This is a genomic window from Paenibacillus cucumis (ex Kampfer et al. 2016) (assembly GCF_019748695.1).
GTDB lineage: Bacteria > Bacillota > Bacilli > Paenibacillales > Paenibacillaceae > Paenibacillus > Paenibacillus polysaccharolyticus.
In genome coordinates this window covers 1-21,341 of record NZ_JACLIC010000003.1, presented here as the reverse complement: position 1 = coordinate 21,341, position 21,341 = coordinate 1, and the positions used below count along the sequence as shown (strand labels likewise).

Genomic DNA, 21,341 nt, shown 5'->3' with positions numbered 1-21,341 from the left:
AATAGTGGTTAACGGGCCTCGCAGCCCTCCCACAAGAAACTTGAAGAAACTATATCTTCTCCACTTGGGTGTATTCCAACTCAAGCGGCGTTTCCCGTCCAAACATGTTAACGTGTACCTTAAGCTTGCTCTTGTCTACCAAGATCTCTTCCACGGAGCCCACAAAATTCGCAAAAGGACCGACTTTAATACGCACGGATTCCTTAATATCGAATTCAATTTTAGGCTTAGGTTCAACCATACCCATGTGCTTCAGAATTTGTTCCACTTCTTCTGGCAACAAGGCTGTTGGTTTGGAACCGGAACCTGTCGAACCGACAAAGCCGGTAACACCTGGTGTATTGCGAACAACATACCAAGAATCATCCGTCTGAACCATTTCGACCAAGACATAACCGGGGTAAACTTTACGCATAACGGTCTTTTTCTTACCGTCTTTGTTCACCACTTCTTCTTCCATCGGAACAAGAACGCGGAAAATCTTGTCTTCCATGCCCATGGACTCTACGCGTTTTTCCAAATTGGCTTTGACCTTATTTTCATACCCTGAATAGGTATGAACGACGTACCATCTTTTTTCCATATCAAGCCACCTGGGACCCTTCTTAAATAATCGCTTCGATCACAGCGGAGATGCCGATATCTACGACCCAAAAAAACAGCGTCATAACCACAACAGTACCAAGTACAATTAACGTGTAGTTCGTCAGCTCTTTACGATTAGGCCAGCGAACCTTTTTAAGTTCAGCCCAGCTTTCAGAGAAAAAGGAAATCAGAGATTTGAAACTACGTTTCACGCCGACTACACCTCCAAAAAACTATCTGGTTTCGCGATGAGAAGTCTGCTCGTTACAAAACTTGCAAAATTTCTTCATCTCCATGCGGTCGGGGTGATTACGCTTGTTTTTTGTCGTAGTGTAATTTCTTTGTTTGCAGTTCGTACAAGCCAAAGTAATAATTACCCGCATGATGTACACCTCCCGAAGACTTCCACATTGAAGCAGAGTCTCTAAATTGATCCTGAAAAAAAAGCCGTAAAATAGGCCTACCTAAAACACTTTATCACAAGGGTATAAGCATGTCAACGAAAGAATAACCTTTCATCGTTGGGTATTAATTCCGCACGAAACGCAACGTATCTCTCATCTCTGATTTTTTCACTGCTCCAGTATGAACCGAGCGATTACTAGTATTTATCAAACCTTGACAATATAAACTACAGACAATAAAAAAAGACTCAAACACCGAGCCTTTTTCATCAACGACGACAACCTTTGTTCAATTATCTCGAACTTCCAGGTACTTTTCAAGTTTACGCTTTACACGCTGCAATGCATTATCGATAGACTTTACATGACGATCCAAATCCACTGCAATCTCTTGATAAGATCTCCCGTCTAGGTACAACATCAGTACTTTACGTTCCAGGTCACTCAAAATCTCGGACATTTTATCTTCCAGGCCTACGAACTCCTCCTGGTTAATAATCAATTCTTCCGGATCACTGACCTGAGTTCCACAAATCACATCGAGTAGCGTACGATCAGACTCTTCATCATAAATGGGCTTGTCCAGAGATACATAAGAATTAAGCGGAATATGCTTCTGACGTGTGGCTGTCTTGATCGCCGTAATGATCTGTCTCGTAATGCACAGTTCGGCAAATGCCTTGAACGAAGCTAGCTTGTCCCCTTTGAAATCACGAATGGATTTGTAAAGGCCAATCATTCCTTCTTGAATAATATCTTCCCGGTCAGCTCCGATCAAAAAATAAGATCTTGCCTTGGCGCGTACAAAGTTGCGATACTTGTTGATCAAAAACTCCAGCGCTTCGCTTTCGCCTTCACGGACCGCTTCGACAATGTCTTCGTCACTTTGGTAATCATACTTGGATAACATGATATCTTTGAGGTCGACACTCACAGACAATCCCTCCGGCTGCAACGCAAGGTACCCCGTTACTCTACTCTATGAAATATACGAACAGTATATATGATGGTACCTCCCACCGTCAACCACGGCATCCCTAAAAAAGAACAGCTATAACATAATTGTCAATAGTTTCAATATTGAAAAAATTGTAAGAAACCTGCTGTCAGCCTCGTCTCCAGCGTTCAAATTGCTTTAAAATATCCGGGCTTAATTTGCCCCCGATTGTATTCCGGGTTGATCTTGCCTGATCCTCTGCAAGCCGTTGTTGCAATTCCTTTTCATTTTGTTCCACTTCAATCAGCAGCTCTCTGGCAGATACGCGCAACGCTCCCTGTCCAAAGATAACATGTTGCTCTACCATATCGCTGGTAGCTACATAGATTTGGCGTCTTCGCATGCTTAGTTCCCGAACGAGTCTCTCGATACATTCGTCTGCCGTCTCTTTTTCCTTTGTAAAATGAACTTCCACTTTGCTCTGTGTAAAGGATTTACCGAGTCCTGGCACAAGGTAGGCGTCAAACACAACAATGACTCGGCGACCGGAGAAAGCCTGATAGTCCGCAAGACGAAAGAGGAGCCTGTTCCGCGCTTCTTCCAATCCACTTTCGGCTAGTTTGGATAATTCAGGCCAGCCGCCAATCATGTTATACCCGTCTACAAGAAGCACATCACGGGAATCAGCCATATCATCTATTCCTGCTCTTGGCGAGCACGAAGCACCTCATACATAACAACACCAGCTGCCACAGAGGCATTAAGGGAATTAATCTGGCCTTGCATAGGCAATTTGACCAGCACATCGCATTTCTCACGAATAAGACGTCCCATACCTTTATTTTCATTCCCGATGACGAGTGCGACCGGCCCTGTAAATACTCCATTGCCAAATACACCTTCACGCGCGGTAACATCTGTACCTACAACCCATACGCCTTCTTCTTTCAAACGATCAATCGTCTGCGCCAGATTGCTTACACGAGCGACTGGAACATACTCAGCTGCACCTGCTGATGTCTTAGACACTGTTGCAGTTACAGCCGCTGAGCGCCGTTTGGGAACAATAACGCCGTGAGCTCCTGTGCAGTCCGCTGTACGCAAGATAGAACCCAGATTATGAGGGTCTTCAATCTCATCAAGCAAAATTAAAAACGGATGTTCATTTTTAGATTTGGCTGCTTCCAAAATATCTTCAACCTCTGCATAGGCATAGGGCGCCGCCTGCGCAACTACACCCTGATGTTGAATACCAGGAACCGTCTGGTCCAGCTTGCGCTTGTCCACATGCTGAATGACAATCCCCTGTTTTTTGGCTTCCGCAATAATCGGTTGCGTCAAATGTTTCTGTGCTGTATCAGCAATCCATATTTTGTTAATGGTCCGGCCTGATCGCAACGCCTCCGTTACGGAGTGTTTACCGGCAATCCATTCTTCTTCCATCCTCATTCGTTCCTCTCTGTATTGCTTGTTATATATATTTCAACCCTGAAGCTATTTTGACGTTGATGCAGATGCTTGTTCCGCCAGCTCAATACCCAGCCCGATCAGTTGAATCATGCGATCGTGCTGACTACTGCTATACAGATAACCAACAAGACATTCAAACGCCGTTGCATGTCTGTACTCCAGCACATCTGCATTCTTGGGAACACTGCCCGATTTGGCATTCCGCCCTTGCCGCACAACATCTTGCTCTTCTTCAGTCAGTTCAGCCTCAATACTTGTCAGTATCCGGCTTTGTGCTTTGGCAGATACCAGTTTGGTTGCACTACGGTGCAGATGGTTAGGACGCATGTTCGCTTTGGATAACAGATACTGTCTGACGGCAACCTCATATACTGCATCACCGATGTAAGCCAGCGCGATTGGCGGGATCAATCGTGCAGGTCTTGAGGGTGGATATGGGAACCATCCCCCCTCAAGTCCATTAACCTGATTACTAGTTACTATTTGCTCGGCCTGTTCAGCCCGCTCGACAGAACCAGACAAAACCTTCTCTTTTTCTCCACTCATTTGCGCCGCCATCTCATTCCCTGTGCGGTATCCTCCAGCAGAATCCCTTGAGCAGATAGTTCATCACGGATTTCATCTGCACGCGCCCAGTTTTTAGACTTGCGCGCTTCCACGCGCTCTTGGATCAAGCGTTCAATGTCCTCATCGAGAAGCTCTGGTTCAACGTCTGTATAGATTCGAAGCACAGCATTAAGTTCTCCAAATAGTTCAAGCAATGCATGAATCTCAGTAGCATTAACCACATCTTGTTGCAACAACTGGTTCGCTTCCGCTGCCCATTCGAACAACGCCGTGATTGCATCCGGTGTATTAAAATCATCCTGCATTTTTTCATGATATTGTTGTCGAATCTGGTCTAGCCTTGCTGAAAATTCCGGTGTAACCTCCTGATTAACAGACACAGCTCCTAGGCGATGTCTCAGGTTACCTACTGCATTCGCAATCCGATCCACGCTGTTTTGCGCCTGTTCCATCGTATCTTCTGTGAAGTTGAGTGGGTTACGATAGTGGGTGGACAACATAAAGTAACGAATCGCTTCACGTTTGTACTGATTACGCAGGTCTTTTACAAGAACACCGTTGCCGAGGGATTTCGACATTTTTTCATTATCAATACGAATAAAACCGTTATGCATCCAGTAATTCGCCAAAGGCGCGCCTGTGATTGCCTCGGACTGTGCGCATTCGCATTCATGGTGAGGGAACTGCAAATCCTGTCCACCCCCGTGAATGTCCAGCGTGTCACCAAGGTATTCTCTTGCCATGGCGGAGCATTCGATATGCCATCCAGGACGACCATCCCCCCATGGGCTAGACCAGAAGATCTCGCCTGGTTTGGCTGCTTTCCAGAGCACAAAATCTTCCGGGTGTTCCTTCCGCTCGTCTACACCGATTCGAATACCGAATTGCAACTCCTGTAAGTTCTGTTTCGACAATTGACCGTATTTTTCGAACTTTCCTGTTCGATAATATACGTCACCGCCATTTTCATATGCGAAACCTTTTTCAACCAATTCACGGATAAAATCGATAATAAGCGGCATATTCTCCGTTACCCGTGGATTACTGCTCGCTTTAGGAATACCGAGTCCCTCCAGATCGGCATAATACGCGGCAATAAATGTTTCAGCCACATGCGGAACGTCGGTACTCAGCTGCTCTGCTTTGCGAATGAGTTTGTCATCGACATCGGTGAAGTTCACGACATAATTCACTTCATGTCCGATCTGCTCCAGATATCCACGAACCGTGTCGAAAAAGATCACCGGACGTGCATTGCCGATATGAATGTAGTCATAGACAGTTGGCCCGCATACATACATTTTCACTTTGCCAGGCTCTTGTGGAACAAACTCCTCTTTGGTGCGACTCATCGTATTATAAATCTGAAGTGTCATAGTCACTTTTCCTTTCATTCTAAACTACTTTTACTTGATTCCATGGTTTATGTTGATCGATGGAGTTATGTGCATTTCTCCGATTCTCGTGTATTTTGCAAAGTTCGCACTTCTTCCTGCAGCCGTTCAATCTCGCGCTGCATGCTGCGCAGAGAGTCAATAACCGGATCGGGCAATTGTTGATTAAGACGATCCACTCTACGTCCATCCTGTTTGACGATTCTACCTGGGATGCCCACCACCGTGCTATTAGCAGGAACTTCTTTCAGCACAACGGAGTTTGCTCCGATGTTGCTTTGATCCCCGACACGAAATGATCCCAACACCTTTGCGCCAGATGAGATAACCACATTATTACCAATCGTGGGATGTCTCTTTCCTTTTTCTTTCCCCGTTCCCCCAAGAGTTACTCCCTGATATATCACGACATCGTCACCAATCTCACAGGTTTCTCCAATAACAACGCCCATACCGTGGTCAATGAACAAACGTTCCCCAATCGTAGCTCCAGGATGAATCTCTATCCCTGTCATAAACCGGCTAACCTGTGATACGAACCGGGCGAGCGAGTACCATCTTCGTTTGTACAGATTGTGAGCAAATCGATGGGCCCATATGGCATGCAGCCCTGAATACGTAAATACGACTTCAAACCAACTCCGGGCGGCCGGATCATTTTCAAAGACCGTCTGGATATCGGATCTGATCTTTTTGAACATGCTCGTTCCCCTCTTGTTCCGGTTCTCGTCCTCCGGGTTCGCCGGACGGCGTGTTCCTTGGTAGTATACTTGCGCACTCGCTAGACAAAAAACGCCCCTGCAGCACGAAGCTGCAGAGGCGTTAGTCGCGGTCCCACTCTGCTTGGCTCATTCCTCTTCTTGAATAAATGGAATGGGCCCTCTGGCGGCTCGGTAACGGGAACCAGTCGTCGCCATCTATCCTGACGTTTTCCTCTATCCAATGAATAGAAGCGGGGCCGGATTCGACGGTGCAGCTCACGGGTGCATTTCAGACTGCTGGACAGTGGATGACTCGCAGCCACCACTCGCTGAGCAGATGTAATCTCTGTTCACGCGCGGGGCCATCCTCTCTGGATCTGTCCGGATCAGCTTACTTCTCCCGGTCTTTGCTGTTCTATATGAACGTATTATGACAATTCAACCTTGTGTTGCTATTATAGCGAAAAGCCTTCGCACTGACAACCAGCAGAATTGAATGGCATCAGTTGAACAATGAATACTTACACTCGTGCCAGCAAACGCTCGATGACAGTGTCACGACCCAGCAACACGATAGTCTGATTGAGATCACGTCCATGGGTCTGTCCAGTCAAAGCAACGCGGATTGGCATAAAGAGCTGTTTACCCTTGAAGCCTGTTTCCTTCTGCACTTCCTTGATCAAAGCAGCCATTTTGCTTGGCGTGAATTCATCACTTGCCTGTACTTTATCTGCAAATGCCTTCAGCACAGTTGGAACCTGTTCTTCAGCAAGTACCGCAGCGCCTTCACTTTCCAGTTCAACTTCGGAACGGAAGAACACTTCGGACAGTTCCACGATATCGGATGCCGCATTCATCTGCTCCTGATAGAGATGTACGAGCGTATATGCCCACTCTTTTTGTTCAGATGACAGCTCCGCAGGTAGACGTCCTGCTTTTTGCAGATGCGGAATAGCCATCTCGGCAATTCGTGCAGGGTCCGCATTTTTGATGTAATGGTTATTCAAGTGGGCCAGCTTATGTGTATCAAATACGGCCGGGCTCTTGGATAGACGTTTCGTATCAAAGATGGAGATCAACTGCTCTTGTGAGAAGATTTCTTCTTCCCCTTCTGGCGACCAGCCAAGCAGGGAGATGAAGTTAAACATCGCTTCTGGCAGATAGCCGAGCTGATCATATTGTTCAATAAACTGAATTACGGATTCATCGCGTTTACTCAGTTTTTTGTGGTTTTCGTTCACGATCAGCGTCATATGACCGAATTGCGGCGGCTCCCAGCCAAGCGCTTCATAGATCATCAGCTGACGCGGCGTGTTGGAGATATGATCCTCCCCGCGTAGCACGTGGGAGATCTTCATCAAGTGATCGTCCACGGCAACGGCATAGTTGTACGTGGGAATGCCATCTTTTTTCACAATGACAAAGTCGCCTGATTCCTTGCTGTTGAACGAGATTGTACCTTTAACCATGTCGTTGAATGTGTATGTGTGATCTGCCGGTACACGGAAACGAATGCTCGCCACGCGGCCTTCCGCTTCAAATGCCTCGATCTGCTCTGGTGTCAGGTCACGGTGTTTGCCGGAGTAACGCGGGGTCTCCCCACGAGCCGACTGCTCCTCGCGCTCCTGTTCGAGTTCTTCTTCCGTGCAGTAGCAACGATAAGCCAGCCCTTTGTCCAGCAGTTCCTGCGTATATTTGCGATACAGATCCAGACGTTCCGTCTGACGGTACGGCCCGTATTCTCCGCCTACATCAATACTCTCATCCCACTCGATGCCGAGCCATTTCAAGTATTTCAGCTGGCTTTCTTCTCCGCCCGCAATGTTGCGCTTCACGTCCGTATCTTCGATACGAATGATAAATTTTCCGTTATTATGTTTGGCATACAAGTAGTTAAACAGCGCCGTACGAGCGTTCCCGATATGCAGGTGTCCCGTTGGGCTTGGTGCGTAGCGCACCCGAATTTCTGTGCTCATATGATTCCCTCCGTCTCTAATTGATTGATGATATCACACACGTACCAGGCATACAACGGATTGAGCGGCAATTCCCTCTCCTCGTCCAGGGAAACCTAATTGCTCGGTTGTTGTTGCCTTCACGTTCACTTGTGCCACATCCGCTTCCAGCGCTTTAGCAATGACTTCCGCCATCTGCGGGATATACGGTGCCATCTTTGGCTTCTGGGCAATAATCGTTGAATCAATATTCCCAAGCTTATAGCCGCGATCCTTCACAAGTTGCCATACATGCTCTAGTAGTTTCAAGCTGTCTGCATCCTTGAATTCCGGATCAGTGTCCGGGAAATGCTTGCCGATATCCCCAAGTGCCAGCGCGCCAAGAATAGCATCGCTGATTGCGTGCAACAGCACGTCTGCGTCCGAGTGACCCAGTAGCCCCTTCTCATAAGGAATGGTTACCCCGCCAATAATACACGGTCTACCTTCCACCAATTGGTGCACGTCAAACCCTTGTCCTACACGTATCATCGCTTCTTCTCTCCCTCAAGCCAAAACGCGGCATACTGTAAATCTTCCGGTGTTGTTAGTTTGATGTTGGTATAACTGCCTTCCACAACCTTAACCGACATTCCCTGGCGCTCAGCCAGCATGGCATCATCCGTCCCCAGAAACCCGTCACGTTCCGCGGATTGGTAAGCCTCCAGCAGGGAAGAAAGACGAAAAGCCTGCGGGGTTTGAATGCTCCACAGACTGCTACGATCCGGCGTCGCTGTAACGATACCTTCCGCATTCACTTGTTTGATCGTATCCTTCACCGGCACAGCCAGCACAGCACCTTCGCCTGATTCGGCGGCAGCCATACATTCTCTAATCTGCTCACGGGTCACAAATGGACGCACCCCGTCGTGAACGAGAACCCCATCGGTGCTGAGCGCCCGAAGGCCTTCATGAACCGAATGTTGTCTCTCTTTCCCTCCGGGGATCACGCGGACACGCGTTTCCAGTTGGTATTCTTTTACCCATTCCAGGCATCGTTCAACATCTGCAACACCTGTAACCAGAATCATCTCACGGATCTCGTCCAGAGCCGCAAATACTTCAAGCGTATGTATGAAAACGGGCTTGTCCTGCAGCAGCAAAAACTGTTTACTCTCGGTCGTTCCCATTCGGGTTCCCCGGCCTGCCGCCACAATGACAACGCCCCACCCTTTATCCATGCCGCAATCCCTGCCTTGTCTGTCAGTTTATCGCCGGGCAACAATTCATATCTCTTTCGATATCCATCATCGTACAACGATACACTACCCATCATACCGCTTTTATTGGGCTTTTTCCAACAGTTTCGGCTTGGCAAAAATCATTCGTCCCGCAGACGTCTGCAGCACACTCGTCACCAGCACTTCCATCATCATGCCGATATACTCACGTCCACCTTCAACCACGATCATCGTTCCATCATCCAAATAGGCTACGCCTTGTCCGTGCTCCTTGCCGTCTTTGATAATCTGCACCATAATTTCTTCACCTGGCAGCACAACCGGTTTCACCGCATTCGCGAGATCATTGATGTTCAGTACGGATACCCCTTGGAGTTCACAGACTTTATTCAGGTTGAAGTCGTTGGTGACGACTTTCCCTTGTAATACTTTGGCAAGCTTCACCAGTTTGCTGTCCACCTCGGAAATTTCCTCGAAATCGCCTTCGTAGATCAATACCTGTACATCAAGCTCCTTTTGGATTTTGTTCAAAATATCCAGCCCACGGCGCCCGCGGTTGCGTTTGAGCAGATCCGATGAGTCTGCAATATGTTGCAGCTCTTCCAGTACAAATTCCGGGATAACAATCGTGCCCTCGATGAACCCGGTTTTGCAGATATCTGCGATTCTGCCGTCAATAATGACGCTGGTGTCCAAAATTTTATGTTCTTCCATTCTTCGCTCTTCTTCAGGCTCTGGGTGCCCCCATCGTCCTGACTTCCAGAATGCCGCCAGATCGTCTTTCTTGGCCATAGCCAAGCTATAACCCGAATATGCAGCGATCACCGTGAGGGCCACTTGCAGCACCTCTCCTGCGGTTCCGAGCCAAGCCAGGCAAGGATACATCAGTAAGGCTACGAGCAGTCCAGCCACGATGCCTGCCGCGCCAGCAGCAAGCTCGTTCATGGGTATCCTGGCTAAAGAATCGATACCACTGTTTAATCTGTTGGCCATCATTGTGCCACCGATCGTGCATACGGACATAAAAAGTACTGCTCCCAGCAGTGTTGATACACCCGCACCCAGCAGTCCCGCTGATTGAATCCATTCAGCCATCCAAGGAATGGACTTGCCTGCCAGATGATAAGCCGTGTACCCGAACCATGCGCCGCACAATCCAGTAAAAGTTAAAATGCCTTTTCTCCACATGAGTTCCTGCACCTCCTCAAATCATTCTTCATTTTCATATCCAGTATGATCCAATTATCGAAAACCTAATCGCGTCAGCATGAAGTTTTTGGAAATGTTGTGTTCATCAGTTGAAAGTGAGACTTTTATTGGCATATAATGAATTCAATTCATATCCCGAGGTGAGTGGCAAAATGAGTACGCTAAGTTTACAGGCTTTTCAGGATCAAGTTTCCGAACTGTTGCTGCGCCATCGCAGCCTGATTGATGTACTGTCCAAAACGGGACAAGCCGGAGCCTCTGTTAACCGCGCTGTGTCCAAAGCCATTACCGAATGCGGCTGTATTGAGCTGCACGCCACCAAACAGAAATATGCCCCCGAGAGTGATATTTCTCAAGCCAAGGGCCTGCTGGAAACGCATGTGGAAGGTGAATTGTGTGAGAATTGCAAAGAGGTGATCAGCTCCGAATTGGGGCGGAACCTGTTCTATATGTCTGCACTTTGCAATCTGCTGGACATCAACATGGAAGAGGTCGTGAATCACGAATCACAGAAATGTTCGACGCTTGGGATGTTTAATCTGTCTTAGCTAATCCGTCCCCGCTACTTCGTCATATATCAAAGAATACAAGCAAAAAGCACGTACACTCCTTGTTAGGAAATGTACGTGCTTTTTTTTGAACTCATAGGGACCTTAGAGTTTGCCGAGTGGTTGGTACTTACGTACCCTACCATTCTAGTTGTCAGAAGATCGCGATGATTTCTTGTCCTTGCGTTTCTTAGCACGATTGCGAGAAGCTGCCGTTCTTACACTGTATCTCATGCCATATAGGGCATATAACACCAGCGGAATAAAAATCAGCTTGGAGAGTTGATCCGGGAATAAAACAGCCAGTGCAACCGCAAGTAACACAACCCACGGAGCGATCCAGATCGCCTTGCGGGGTAGTCCGACTTTTTTGAAATTGGGATATTTCAGTGAGCTGACCATCAGATAAGACAACAGCAACGTAGCAATCATCATGCTAATGGGTCCGATATCTTTGTGAAACAGGGATAGCGTAGCCAATACACCGCCTGCAGCGGGAATGGGCAAGCCTGTGAAATACCCCGGAATGCCCGGGCGCACGTTAAATCTCGCCAAACGAATCGCACCACAGATCGGAAAAGCCGCCGTTGCGATCCAGGCAAAGATCGGCATGGAATCCTGAAAAGACACCATGAAAATAATCAACGCAGGCGCCGCACCAAATGAAACCATATCCGATAGGGAATCAAGTTCCTTGCCGAATTCACTTTGTGCATTCAGTGCTCTGGCCACCCGTCCATCCAGACCGTCGAGCAGCATCGCAACGATAACCATAATCGCGGCCGAGCTATACTTTCCGTTGATTGCCAGCAAAATGGCCAGCATACCCAGAAACAGATTACCTAAGGTAAAAAGATTTGGAATGAATCTGGTTAACATGTTGTTTCACCTCATCCATAAAAAGCCGTTATAAGCGATCTCTACATCTGTCTGTCAATAAACATCTGCTCTTGTAGACGTTTGAGACCTTCTTTGATGGTGCGGGCACGAACCTCGCCAATGCCGTCCACTTCATCGAGTTCTTCAATCGTTGCCATGATGACATGAGGTAATTGCTCAAATTGATCTACCAAGTTATGGATAATTACATTAGGCAGACGAGGGATCTTATTTAATACCCGATATCCGCGCGGGGCAACCGAATCTTCAGAAGTTGCCGCAGATGAAGGATAGCCAAGCAACCGTACAATATGATGTGCATCAAGCAACTCATCGTCCGACAATCTTTTTAATCCCACGATAATATCGCGAATCTTGTCATCGCTGTCATCACGAGCATAGTCTTTATACAGTAACCACGCTTCTTCCTCTGTAGTACCCACGAGCTCTTCCATTTGCATCGAAATGAGCCTTCCTTCATTACCTAGCTCATCGATATAACGTTCAATCTCGGTTTTGATCCGCAGTACCATTTCTGTGCGCTGAATAACATTAACCACCTCGGGAATCGTAACGAGTTCCTCGAATTCGGAAGCACTAAGATTCGTAAGGGATTGCTTGAGCACCGCTTTATACTTTTCGAGCGTTTGAATCGCCTGATTGGCTTTGGTCAAAATCACCCCGATTTCCTTAAGCGAATATCGAAGTGTTCCCTGATACAGGGTAATAATATTCCGGCGCTGTGAGATGGAAACAACTAACTTACCCGTTTGTTTTGCCACTCGCTCTGCTGTCCGGTGACGAATGCCCGTCTCTGAGGAAGAGATGGATGAGTCCGGAATCAGCTGTGTGTTGGCATACAAAATCCGCTTCAAATCCTCACTCAGAATAATGGCTCCGTCCATTTTAGCAAGCTCATACAGGTAGTTCGGGGAGAAATCACAGTTAATCGAAAATCCCCCATCCACCACTTCCATTACTTCAGGGCTGTATCCTACAACAAGCAGTGCGCCCGTCTTGGCGCGTAGCACATTTTCCAGACCTTCGCGGAAAGGTGTACCTGGTGCGATCAGCCTTAACAAATCATTCATATTGTCCAGTTGGCTTGAATCCTTCATCTTGTTATGCCCCCTAATCTAAAGCAACCGCTAGTGCATCTGCCACGGTATTCACACCGATCAGTTGTATCCCGCGAGGATGTTTCCAGCCCTTTAAGCTTTTTTCTGGTAAAATAACTCGTTTGAAGCCCAGCTTCGCGGCTTCTTTCACACGTTGTTCTGCCCTGGATACGGCACGAACTTCACCGGTCAGTCCAATCTCGCCAAAGATGACATCATCCGGCTTCGTTGGCACATCTCTCAGGCTGGAGGCAATGCTAACTGCCACAGCCAGATCGACCGCTGGCTCATCCAGCCTCACCCCACCAGCCACATTCAGATAGGCATCCTGTGTCTGCAGGAACATACCCATGCGTTTTTCAAGCACCGCTATAATTAGATTTAATCGATGATGGTCGATACCTGTTGCCATCCGCCTAGGAGAAGGGAAGTGGGTCGTTGAAATCAAAGCCTGTAATTCTACAAGCATCGGACGTGTGCCTTCCATACTCGCCACAACGGTAGATCCAGCTACCCCTAGTGGACGTTCAGATAAAAATAACTCGGAGGGATTACCGACTTCACGAAGGCCATCTTCCCCCATTTCAAATATGCCAATCTCGTTAGTAGAACCGAAACGGTTCTTCACCGCACGAAGGAGACGATACGTATGATGCCGCTCTCCTTCGAAATAAAGCACACAGTCCACCATATGCTCCAGCATACGCGGACCAGCAATGGCACCTTCTTTGGTAACATGCCCTACAAGAACCGTTGCAATGCCTCGGCCTTTCGCAATCCGCATGAATCTGGACGTACATTCCCTTACCTGTGCTACACTTCCTGGTGCGCTGGTAACTTCGGGCAGATATACGGTCTGAATGGAATCGATGACAAGAAAATGCGGCTGGATCTGATCCACCGCTTCCTCAACCCGCTCCATATTGGTTTCACAGAGCACATACAGCTCCGGCGAAAGTGCACCAAGACGGTCTGCGCGCAGCTTCGTCTGCTTTACGGATTCTTCTCCAGACACATATAACACGCGTAGCCCCGAGTGGGTCAGCGCATGAGAAGTCTGTAACATCAACGTTGATTTTCCAATCCCCGGGTCGCCCCCCACCAGAACAAGCGAACCTGGCACAATGCCGCCGCCCAATACACGGTTCAGTTCACCGATTCCAGTCTGTACACGCGGCTCCTGACCGCTATCTATATCTATGATAGGAAGCGGTTTATCTTTACTGTCAAACAGAGGAGAATTTCTTCCTTGTGTTTTGACTACCGTTTCAGTTTCTTCTATCATCGAATTCCAGGACTGACAGCCAGGACATTTCCCGTACCATTTGGGGGCTTCATAGCCGCATTCCGTACATTGAAACTTAGTTTTTACTTTGGCCACTTCAGCACTCCTATTGATTTTTTTATTTTATAGCAGCATTTTGCATTATTCGACAAAATTTACTCATTGCCTGACATACAGGGATACTAAAAGTTTACCATTGTTTGAGATTTTTCGTAAAGGATTATCGCAAACTTTACACATGTTCCTCATCAATATCGCTTCATCTCAATCAAATCTTCACACATCCCTTTATATATTCGTACATACGAAAAAAACCTCCCCGGCCAAAGCCAGGGAGGTTCTATATATGAGGTTCTATATATGCGGGTAGCTGAATTCATTCAGCCACATACATCATATTTATTTTGTTTCAATTTCCTCATTGGATGGAACTGCTACTTCCTTTTTCGTTACAGACAATGCACCATTCTCTTCGTCGATGAGTAAGGAATCCCCTTTAGTCACATTACCTGTAAGCAACTCTTCAGACAATTTGTCTTCAATATGCTTCTGGATCGCCCGGCGAAGTGGGCGTGCACCGTAAGCAGGATCAAATCCAGCTTTCGCCAAGAAGGCCTTAGCGTTATCTGTGAGCTCAAAATCAACCTCGTACTCATTAAGACGTTTACGTAAGTCCTCACTCATAAGAGTAACAATCTCAGCAATGTGTTTCTCTTCGAGCGAGTGGAATACGATGATTTCATCGATCCGGTTCAAGAACTCAGGACGGAAGCTTTTCTTCAGCTCATCCATCACTTTGCCCTTCATATTATCGTAATCTGCACCTGCATCCACAACAGCTGTGAATCCAAGAGTAGAATTACGTTTGATCGCTTCTGCACCCACGTTGGATGTGAGAATGATCAGTGTATTACGGAAGTCAACAACACGGCCTTTGGAATCCGTCAGACGACCATCTTCCAGCACTTGCAACAAGATGTTGAAAACTTCGGGGTGAGCTTTTTCCACTTCATCCAGCAGGACAACGGAGTACGGTTTGCGACGAACTTTCTCTGTCAACTGTCCGCCTTCTTCGTATCCAACATAACCTGGAGGCGCTCCGACCAGTCGTGCTGTGGAGTGTTTCTCACCATACTCGGACATATCAATCCGGATTACGGCATTTTCATCACCAAACATTGCTTCAGCAAGTGCACGAGCCAGCTCGGTTTTACCTACACCGGTAGGACCGAGGAAGATGAATGAACCCATTGGGCGTTTTGGATCTTTAAGTCCTGCACGTGCACGGCGAACGGCGCGGCTGACCGATTTAACAGCCTCATCCTGACCGATTACACGTTCATGAAGAATGGACTCCAGATTCATCAGACGCTGTGTCTCTTCTTCTTTCAGCTTGTTCACCGGAATTCCTGTCCAGTTGGCTACCACTTGAGCGATATCTTCCGGAGTGACTTCGGAATCGGTACGACCTTGTTTTTCTTTCCATTGATTTTTCGTTGTATCAAGCTCTTCACGGATTTTTTGTTCCGTATCACGCAGTGCCGCTGCCTTTTCGAACTCTTGACTTTGAACCGCGGCGTCTTTTTCCTTACGGATATCTTCCAGACGGCTCTCCAATTGTTTCAGGTTTGGCGGAATCGTATAGGAGTTCAATCTTACTTTTGATCCTGCTTCATCGATCAAGTCGATCGCTTTATCCGGTAAGAAACGATCTGTAATATACCGATCCGACAATTTGACAGCTTGCACAATCGCTTCGTCCGTAATTTTCACACGGTGATGCGCTTCGTAACGATCACGCAGACCATGCAAAATTTGAATGGCTTCTTCCGGAGATGGTTGATCCACTGTAATCGGTTGGAAACGACGCTCTAGCGCAGCATCCTTCTCGATATATTTGCGGTACTCATCCAGTGTCGTTGCACCGATGCACTGTAATTCTCCACGAGCAAGAGCCGGTTTCAAGATGTTCGATGCATCAATCGCGCCTTCTGCGCCACCCGCACCAATCAGTGTGTGCAACTCATCAATGAACAGGACAATGTTGCCCGCCTGACGAATCTCATCCATGATTTTTTTCAATCGATCCTCGAACTCACCACGATATTTGGTTCCAGCAACAACCGAACCCATATCCAGCGTCATTACACGTTTATCACGCAATGTTTCGGGAATTTCGTTTGCAATAATTTTTTGAGCAAGACCCTCGGCAATTGCTGTTTTACCTACACCCGGTTCACCGATCAATACCGGGTTATTTTTGGTACGACGACTCAATACCTGAATCACACGCTCAATTTCCTTGCTACGGCCAATAACCGGGTCAAGGTTATTCTCTCTGGCATACGCCGTCAAATCACGAGCGAGGCTGTCCAGTGTTGGTGTGCTTACATTGGCAGGTGTGCCGTTGTGGCTGGAAACTGCTTCACTGCTACCGAGCAATTGCAGTACTTGCTGACGTGCTTTGTTCAAGCTGATGCCAAGGTTATTGAGCACACGTGCCGCAACGCCTTCACCTTCACGGATCAATCCGAGAAGAATGTGTTCTGTGCCAACATAGGTGTGACCGAGTTTACGCGCCTCATCCATCGACAATTCAATTACTTTTTTCGCACGTGGCGTATATGCAATGTTCGTAGGTTGCTCTTGGCCACGGCCAATCAGCGTTTCTACTTCATCCTGAATTTTTTCCAATCCGAGTCCCAGGCCGATCAGTGCTTTGGCAGCAATGCCTTCACCTTCACGAATGAGGCCGAGCAAAATATGCTCCGTACCGATGTTATTGTGACCGAGACGGACAGCTTCTTCCTGCGCGAGTGCGAGCACCTTTTGGGCCCGTTCCGTAAATCTTCCAAACATCATATCTCCTGCACCTCCATGGTTTTGGATAAAACGAGGGATTCCATTCTATTTGAATGCCCCTTCGTATTCTTCATATCACTTTTGTTTGCAGCCATGCTGCGAATAAAATCATTGGTAGCTTCAGTCTAGATGGAAGCTTATTATATAAAAGCCGCAGATGCGGCATGAAACCCATATTAACGCTTAAAGGAAAGTTTAACCAGAACTTTTAGCTGCATTGATCGTATCACGAATTAACTGAGCACGGTAGATGTCGCGCTCATCTGTACGCATATCCCCAAATGTTTTTTGTAAAAACCCTGGCTGAGTCATTACATTCAACTCATTCATCACTGGAATCGACAATCCTTCCAACAAACCAAGATCTACGCCGAGCCGCACATCCGACAAACGTTGCGCTGCTTCCTTCGTATCTACAATCGCTGCATGAGACAAAATCCCGTATGAACGCATCACTCGATCCGTAATACGCAGTCTGGAATCAGTAATGAGCCGTTCTCTTGCGGTACGCTCATGACCAATCATCTGTAAAACAACACCGTGGAGGTTGTCGATCACTTCTTGCTCCGTCTGTCCAAGTGTAATCTGATTGGAAATCTGGAACAAGTTGCCCATTGCCTCGCTACCCTCTCCATAAATCCCTCGCACCGTTAATCCCACTTGAGACACGGCACTGAGGATACGGCCAATCTGCTGAGTCATAACCAATGCGGGAAGGTGCATCATAACCGATGCCCTGACACCTGTTCCAACGTTGGTTGGACAACTGGTCAGATACCCTCTGCGATCATCAAACGCATAATCCACGTGCGCTTCAAAAGCATCATCTATAGCGGAAGCTTTCTCCCAGGCCTCTTTGACCTGGAACCCCGGATAGAGGCACTGGATACGCAAATGATCCTCTTCATTGATCATAATACTTACCGACTCATCCTCACTAAGAATTACGGCTCCGTTGGTCGATTCATTCGCCAGACTCGGACTAATCAAATGTTTTTCCACCAGCACACGCTTGTCGAGTTCGTCAATATCGATCAGATCGAGTGTAGTAAAATCACCAAAGGCGTGTACGTCATCGTACTGAAGTACTTCGCTCAGCTTATTCAGCACCTCTTCCGATTGCTCACTCGAAGCCAGCATTGGAAACGGGATATGCTGAAGGTTACGTGCGATCCGGACACGACTGCTGATTACGATCTCCGAATCAGTTGCATCACTGCGCATCCAGTCACTGAGCGCCTTCTCTGTAAAACGCAGATTAGGCATCATGCTTCCCTCCTACTTATGACAAACTTTACTCTTGAGCTATTTCTTTTTCAAGTTCCCGGATCTGGTCACGAATCTGAGCGGCCTCTTCAAACTCTTCTTGAGCAATGCTCTGCTGCAGATTTTGCTTCAGATCGGCAATTTGCCGTTTCACCTTAATACGCCCGCCTGCTCTGGCAGGAACTTTACCTACATGCGATGTACTACCATGCACTCGCTTGAACAAAGGGTCCAGACGGCTGTCAAAGTATTTATAACAGGAACTGCAGCCAAAACGACCAACTTTGCTGAACTGAGCATACGTCATGCCACATTCTTCACATTGCAGCGTTTTAGCAGGAGCAGCACCTGAACTTTTGCCTGCCGGATCAAAATCGAGTATTCCTGATAACAGGTTGTGAATAGAGAATCCTCCTGCTGTTCCAGGAATCATCTCCCCCTTCTCTCGGGCACATGATTCACAAATATGAAATTCCGTCTTCTCGCCATTTACAATTTTCGTAAAATGAAGTGTAGCCGGACGTTTGTTACATTCTTGGCACAGCATATAGATGTACCTCCTTTGATCCCGATAGTTTTCATTTACCGAGCAAAGATATTAGCATTGCCTTCAACATTCTGGCACGAATTTGATCCCGGTAAGGAAGTTTGACCATAAGAACTTCTCTCGACACAGCCGCACGCATCAACCCGGCTTCCCGCTTACTTAAAAAACGCGCTTCTTCCAATTGATAAATCAAGCCTTCCGCAGCAGTCTGTCCAATCTCGTCACCGATACTGTGATGCAGATGGTTGTGCAGCGCCGATTGGGCAGGTAATTCAATGCGTTGTATACGAACATATCCACCACCGCCACGTTTACTCTCGACGAGATACCCTTTTTCAAGAGTGAAACGGGTGCTGATGACATAATTGATCTGGGAAGGTACACATGAAAACTGATCTGCCAGATCATTACGCTGAATTTCAATCATTCCTTCGGGACTTTCATGCAAAATACCCTTCAGATATCGTTCAATAATATCAGAGATATTACGCATCCAATCATCCTCCACTGTCTGAAACGTTAAGTCAATAAGGACCACACGCCCCCCACAGAGTACACCTTCTCCACCCATTTAACCACTCAGAGAAACAGCGAATCTTGCTGATACAAGTGTTAAACAGGAGAACAAAGGAAGCACGAAGGTCCTTGAATATCCCCTTGATCTTCCAATGATGTGTTCCGACTTACGGTACTTTTCATCAGAGAACAGTAAGAAAGCTAACGTCATATCATAGGTAAATAGCACGTATTCCAGAAATATAATCCTGCGTATTTAACCTTGAGTTGACTTTGACTTTCTTTGACTTTATATACATTATAGCATATTTTACTGTTTTGCCAAGTGGGGGCACTATTCATTTTTTACGATTTTACACGAAATATTCGCCTGACACAAAAAAACCTCTCCCGGACCTCGGGAGAAGTTCTCATTGCTTCCAATTGCGCTTCATATCTGTTGGAATGAAGTCGTACTCGATATAGATAATCGCTCAAAAGAAATCAAGCAAATAGGTTTCGCGTTTGGGAACTGCCTTTTCCAGCGCTTGGATTGCGCTAACTGGCCCTTCCAATCTACCGATCTGTGCCATCTCTGCGGGTCTACGATAACCCATTAACACGGCTGAAAGGGATTGAATACTAAGACGAATCGGCTGATTTAGCTGACCCTCGCCATCCGATTTTGCCTTTTTCCATATTGAAGCGGTTCCGTTCATCGCCACGTTTAATTCCCATACACCTTCGTTCCACGGAGCGTAAGCATCTTCGACGTCAAGCCAAATCTGAACGGGCGAGTCTTGACTGGCAAAAGGATACTGCGAAATGAACTGCTCCACGCTCACGATTCGTGCCATAAAGTAAGGCACTACCTCTTGCCCAATCCGTGGATTGTCCAATTGAAATGCAAGCAGATCACTTGCAGGTGCCTGTAAAGTTACTTCGTCAATCATGGAATCGTGATTAGCAATGAACGTCCAAAGCCCTCGTCTGGACTCTTCATTCAAATGAATGAACTCACCGATGGTAAACTTACTTTCCTTGACTTCGTAGAGGACATACCCTTGCGGCACTCCTGCCTCATCATAGTATACAGCACGCTGGCTTCCTTTTTTGACATAAACGGAATTTTCCCACCACGCATCATCACGATTCAAAGTCCCATTATAGCGCGCTGCATAAGCGTCATACACCTGCTTCAATTCTGCAAGCTCAGCATTACCACGTTTGATCGTGCCTGGTGTCAGTTGCTTGGCAGGCAGTTGAGCCGTAGACAATTTGTATTTCTTATATTCAACATAGGTTTCCCAGCCATACTTTCGATAAAAAGAAAACGAAAACGGATGCAGGAAAGATACACTTTGTTTATTCCGATTCATTTCTTCTAGTGCGTATTTCAGCAATCCTGCTACCCAGCCCTTACGTCTATATTCCGGCCAAGTCGCTACACCTGCAATTCCACCCATTTCAAAGGACCTTCCGTGGATATAGGTCTGAAAAGGAATAATCTGCAGCTTGGCTCCAACCTGACCATCCGCATAAACCCCCAATACATTATGCTTAGCGAATTCCTGGCGCCGCTTCTCTAACTGATCCTCTGTTAATTTAAATTGAAAAGCATACTCGGAGAGCGCCATACAAGCCTCATAATCGTCGATCGTTAATTTGCGAAGTTCCATACTAATCTGCACCTCATTTTCTTCTAATGTAAGTTCATTCTGTACAAAAGGCTGCTTGTGCCCTTTTCTTACATTTGAGTGTCTCAGAGGTTCCCTTTAAAGTCAAACAAGAGATGTAACGTTCACATCTCCTAAATCATAATGTCTTCTGAATTTTAATATATAAAATAAAAACCACCACCGAATTACATCGGCAGTGGTTCTTTGCTTGGCGGCGTCC

Annotated in this window: 22 protein-coding genes; 1 reads left to right on the top strand and 21 read right to left on the bottom strand. The window is 46.9% G+C overall.

Annotated elements, in window-relative coordinates; translation table 11 throughout:
- Positions 1-49: 49 nt before the first annotated feature.
- The 13 genes from nusG to H7T88_RS01610 all read right to left on the bottom strand — a co-directional run bounded on the left by nusG (position 50) and on the right by H7T88_RS01610 (position 10,421).
- Positions 50-583, bottom strand: coding sequence for a transcription termination/antitermination protein NusG (nusG, locus tag H7T88_RS01670; RefSeq protein WP_024633599.1), 534 nt, complete (start codon positions 581-583; stop codon positions 50-52).
- Between the two features lie 22 nt (positions 584-605).
- Entirely contained in the window at positions 606-797 is a 192-nt protein-coding gene (gene secE, locus H7T88_RS01665) for a preprotein translocase subunit SecE (protein ID WP_024633600.1), read from the bottom strand.
- Positions 798-818: 21 nt separating this feature from the next.
- On the bottom strand, positions 819-968 hold the full coding sequence (rpmG, locus tag H7T88_RS01660) for a 50S ribosomal protein L33 (RefSeq protein ID WP_072735843.1): 150 nt from the start codon (positions 966-968) through the stop codon (positions 819-821).
- 310 nt (positions 969-1,278) lie between these two features.
- Positions 1,279-1,923 (bottom strand): RNA polymerase sporulation sigma factor SigH, encoded by a 645-nt coding sequence (gene sigH / locus H7T88_RS01655; RefSeq protein ID WP_024633601.1) that lies wholly within the window; start codon positions 1,921-1,923, stop codon positions 1,279-1,281.
- Between the two features lie 172 nt (positions 1,924-2,095).
- Positions 2,096-2,617, bottom strand: a complete 522-nt coding sequence (locus H7T88_RS01650) for an NYN domain-containing protein (protein ID WP_145336486.1) — start codon at positions 2,615-2,617, stop codon at positions 2,096-2,098.
- A gap of 5 nt (positions 2,618-2,622) precedes the next feature.
- Positions 2,623-3,369, bottom strand: a complete 747-nt coding sequence (gene rlmB, locus H7T88_RS01645; RefSeq protein WP_090924688.1) for a 23S rRNA (guanosine(2251)-2'-O)-methyltransferase RlmB — start codon at positions 3,367-3,369, stop codon at positions 2,623-2,625.
- Positions 3,370-3,420: 51 nt separating this feature from the next.
- On the bottom strand, positions 3,421-3,942 hold the full coding sequence (locus tag H7T88_RS01640) for a Mini-ribonuclease 3 (protein WP_260510659.1): 522 nt from the start codon (positions 3,940-3,942) through the stop codon (positions 3,421-3,423).
- Positions 3,939-5,339: a cysteine--tRNA ligase gene (gene cysS / locus H7T88_RS01635; protein ID WP_221786561.1), complete on the bottom strand. Its 1,401-nt coding sequence runs from the start codon at positions 5,337-5,339 to the stop codon at positions 3,939-3,941. Before cysS ends, H7T88_RS01640 begins: the two co-directional genes overlap by 4 nt.
- Positions 5,340-5,404: 65 nt before the next feature.
- Positions 5,405-6,058 (bottom strand): serine O-acetyltransferase, encoded by a 654-nt coding sequence (cysE, locus tag H7T88_RS01630; protein ID WP_090924690.1) that lies wholly within the window; start codon positions 6,056-6,058, stop codon positions 5,405-5,407.
- Between the two features lie 521 nt (positions 6,059-6,579).
- The gene (gltX, locus tag H7T88_RS01625; RefSeq protein WP_221786560.1) at positions 6,580-8,034 is read right to left on the bottom strand and encodes a glutamate--tRNA ligase; all 1,455 of its coding nucleotides are present in this window, start codon (positions 8,032-8,034) and stop codon (positions 6,580-6,582) included.
- A gap of 33 nt (positions 8,035-8,067) precedes the next feature.
- Positions 8,068-8,544 carry a 2-C-methyl-D-erythritol 2,4-cyclodiphosphate synthase gene (gene ispF / locus H7T88_RS01620; protein WP_154892117.1) on the bottom strand — a complete coding sequence of 159 codons (477 nt, stop codon included), beginning with the start codon at positions 8,542-8,544 and terminating at the stop codon, positions 8,068-8,070.
- Entirely contained in the window at positions 8,541-9,233 is a 693-nt protein-coding gene (gene ispD, locus H7T88_RS01615) for a 2-C-methyl-D-erythritol 4-phosphate cytidylyltransferase (RefSeq protein WP_154892118.1), read from the bottom strand. The genes ispF and ispD overlap by 4 nt, the downstream gene beginning before the upstream one ends.
- A 102-nt stretch (positions 9,234-9,335) precedes the next feature.
- The gene (locus H7T88_RS01610; protein ID WP_090924694.1) at positions 9,336-10,421 is read right to left on the bottom strand and encodes a PIN/TRAM domain-containing protein; all 1,086 of its coding nucleotides are present in this window, start codon (positions 10,419-10,421) and stop codon (positions 9,336-9,338) included.
- A gap of 173 nt (positions 10,422-10,594) precedes the next feature.
- Between H7T88_RS01610 and H7T88_RS01605 the strand changes: the two genes are divergently transcribed.
- A complete protein-coding gene (locus H7T88_RS01605) occupies positions 10,595-10,990 on the top strand; it encodes a nucleoside triphosphate pyrophosphohydrolase family protein (RefSeq protein ID WP_090924695.1) in 396 nt (131 codons plus the stop codon).
- Between the two features lie 147 nt (positions 10,991-11,137).
- Here H7T88_RS01605 and pssA read toward each other — a convergent pair whose 3' ends face one another.
- From pssA to H7T88_RS01565, 8 genes are all read right to left on the bottom strand, one after another.
- On the bottom strand, positions 11,138-11,869 hold the full coding sequence (gene pssA / locus H7T88_RS01600; RefSeq protein WP_090924696.1) for a CDP-diacylglycerol--serine O-phosphatidyltransferase: 732 nt from the start codon (positions 11,867-11,869) through the stop codon (positions 11,138-11,140).
- 41 nt (positions 11,870-11,910) lie between these two features.
- Positions 11,911-12,987 carry a DNA integrity scanning diadenylate cyclase DisA gene (disA, locus tag H7T88_RS01595; protein WP_090924697.1) on the bottom strand — a complete coding sequence of 359 codons (1,077 nt, stop codon included), beginning with the start codon at positions 12,985-12,987 and terminating at the stop codon, positions 11,911-11,913.
- A 13-nt stretch (positions 12,988-13,000) separates the two neighbouring features.
- Positions 13,001-14,368, bottom strand: coding sequence for a DNA repair protein RadA (gene radA, locus H7T88_RS01590; RefSeq protein WP_090924698.1), 1,368 nt, complete (start codon positions 14,366-14,368; stop codon positions 13,001-13,003).
- 303 nt (positions 14,369-14,671) lie between these two features.
- A complete protein-coding gene (locus tag H7T88_RS01585) occupies positions 14,672-17,134 on the bottom strand; it encodes an ATP-dependent Clp protease ATP-binding subunit (protein ID WP_090924699.1) in 2,463 nt (820 codons plus the stop codon).
- A 195-nt stretch (positions 17,135-17,329) separates the two neighbouring features.
- Positions 17,330-18,400 carry a protein-arginine kinase McsB gene (gene mcsB / locus H7T88_RS01580; protein ID WP_154892124.1) on the bottom strand — a complete coding sequence of 357 codons (1,071 nt, stop codon included), beginning with the start codon at positions 18,398-18,400 and terminating at the stop codon, positions 17,330-17,332.
- 28 nt (positions 18,401-18,428) lie between these two features.
- Positions 18,429-18,947 carry a protein-arginine kinase activator protein McsA gene (gene mcsA, locus H7T88_RS01575; RefSeq protein ID WP_090924701.1) on the bottom strand — a complete coding sequence of 173 codons (519 nt, stop codon included), beginning with the start codon at positions 18,945-18,947 and terminating at the stop codon, positions 18,429-18,431.
- Positions 18,948-18,978: 31 nt separating this feature from the next.
- Positions 18,979-19,440, bottom strand: coding sequence for a CtsR family transcriptional regulator (locus tag H7T88_RS01570; protein ID WP_090924702.1), 462 nt, complete (start codon positions 19,438-19,440; stop codon positions 18,979-18,981).
- Between the two features lie 496 nt (positions 19,441-19,936).
- The gene (locus tag H7T88_RS01565; RefSeq protein WP_221786559.1) at positions 19,937-21,121 is read right to left on the bottom strand and encodes a GNAT family N-acetyltransferase; all 1,185 of its coding nucleotides are present in this window, start codon (positions 21,119-21,121) and stop codon (positions 19,937-19,939) included.
- Between the last annotated feature and the right edge of the window lie 220 nt (positions 21,122-21,341).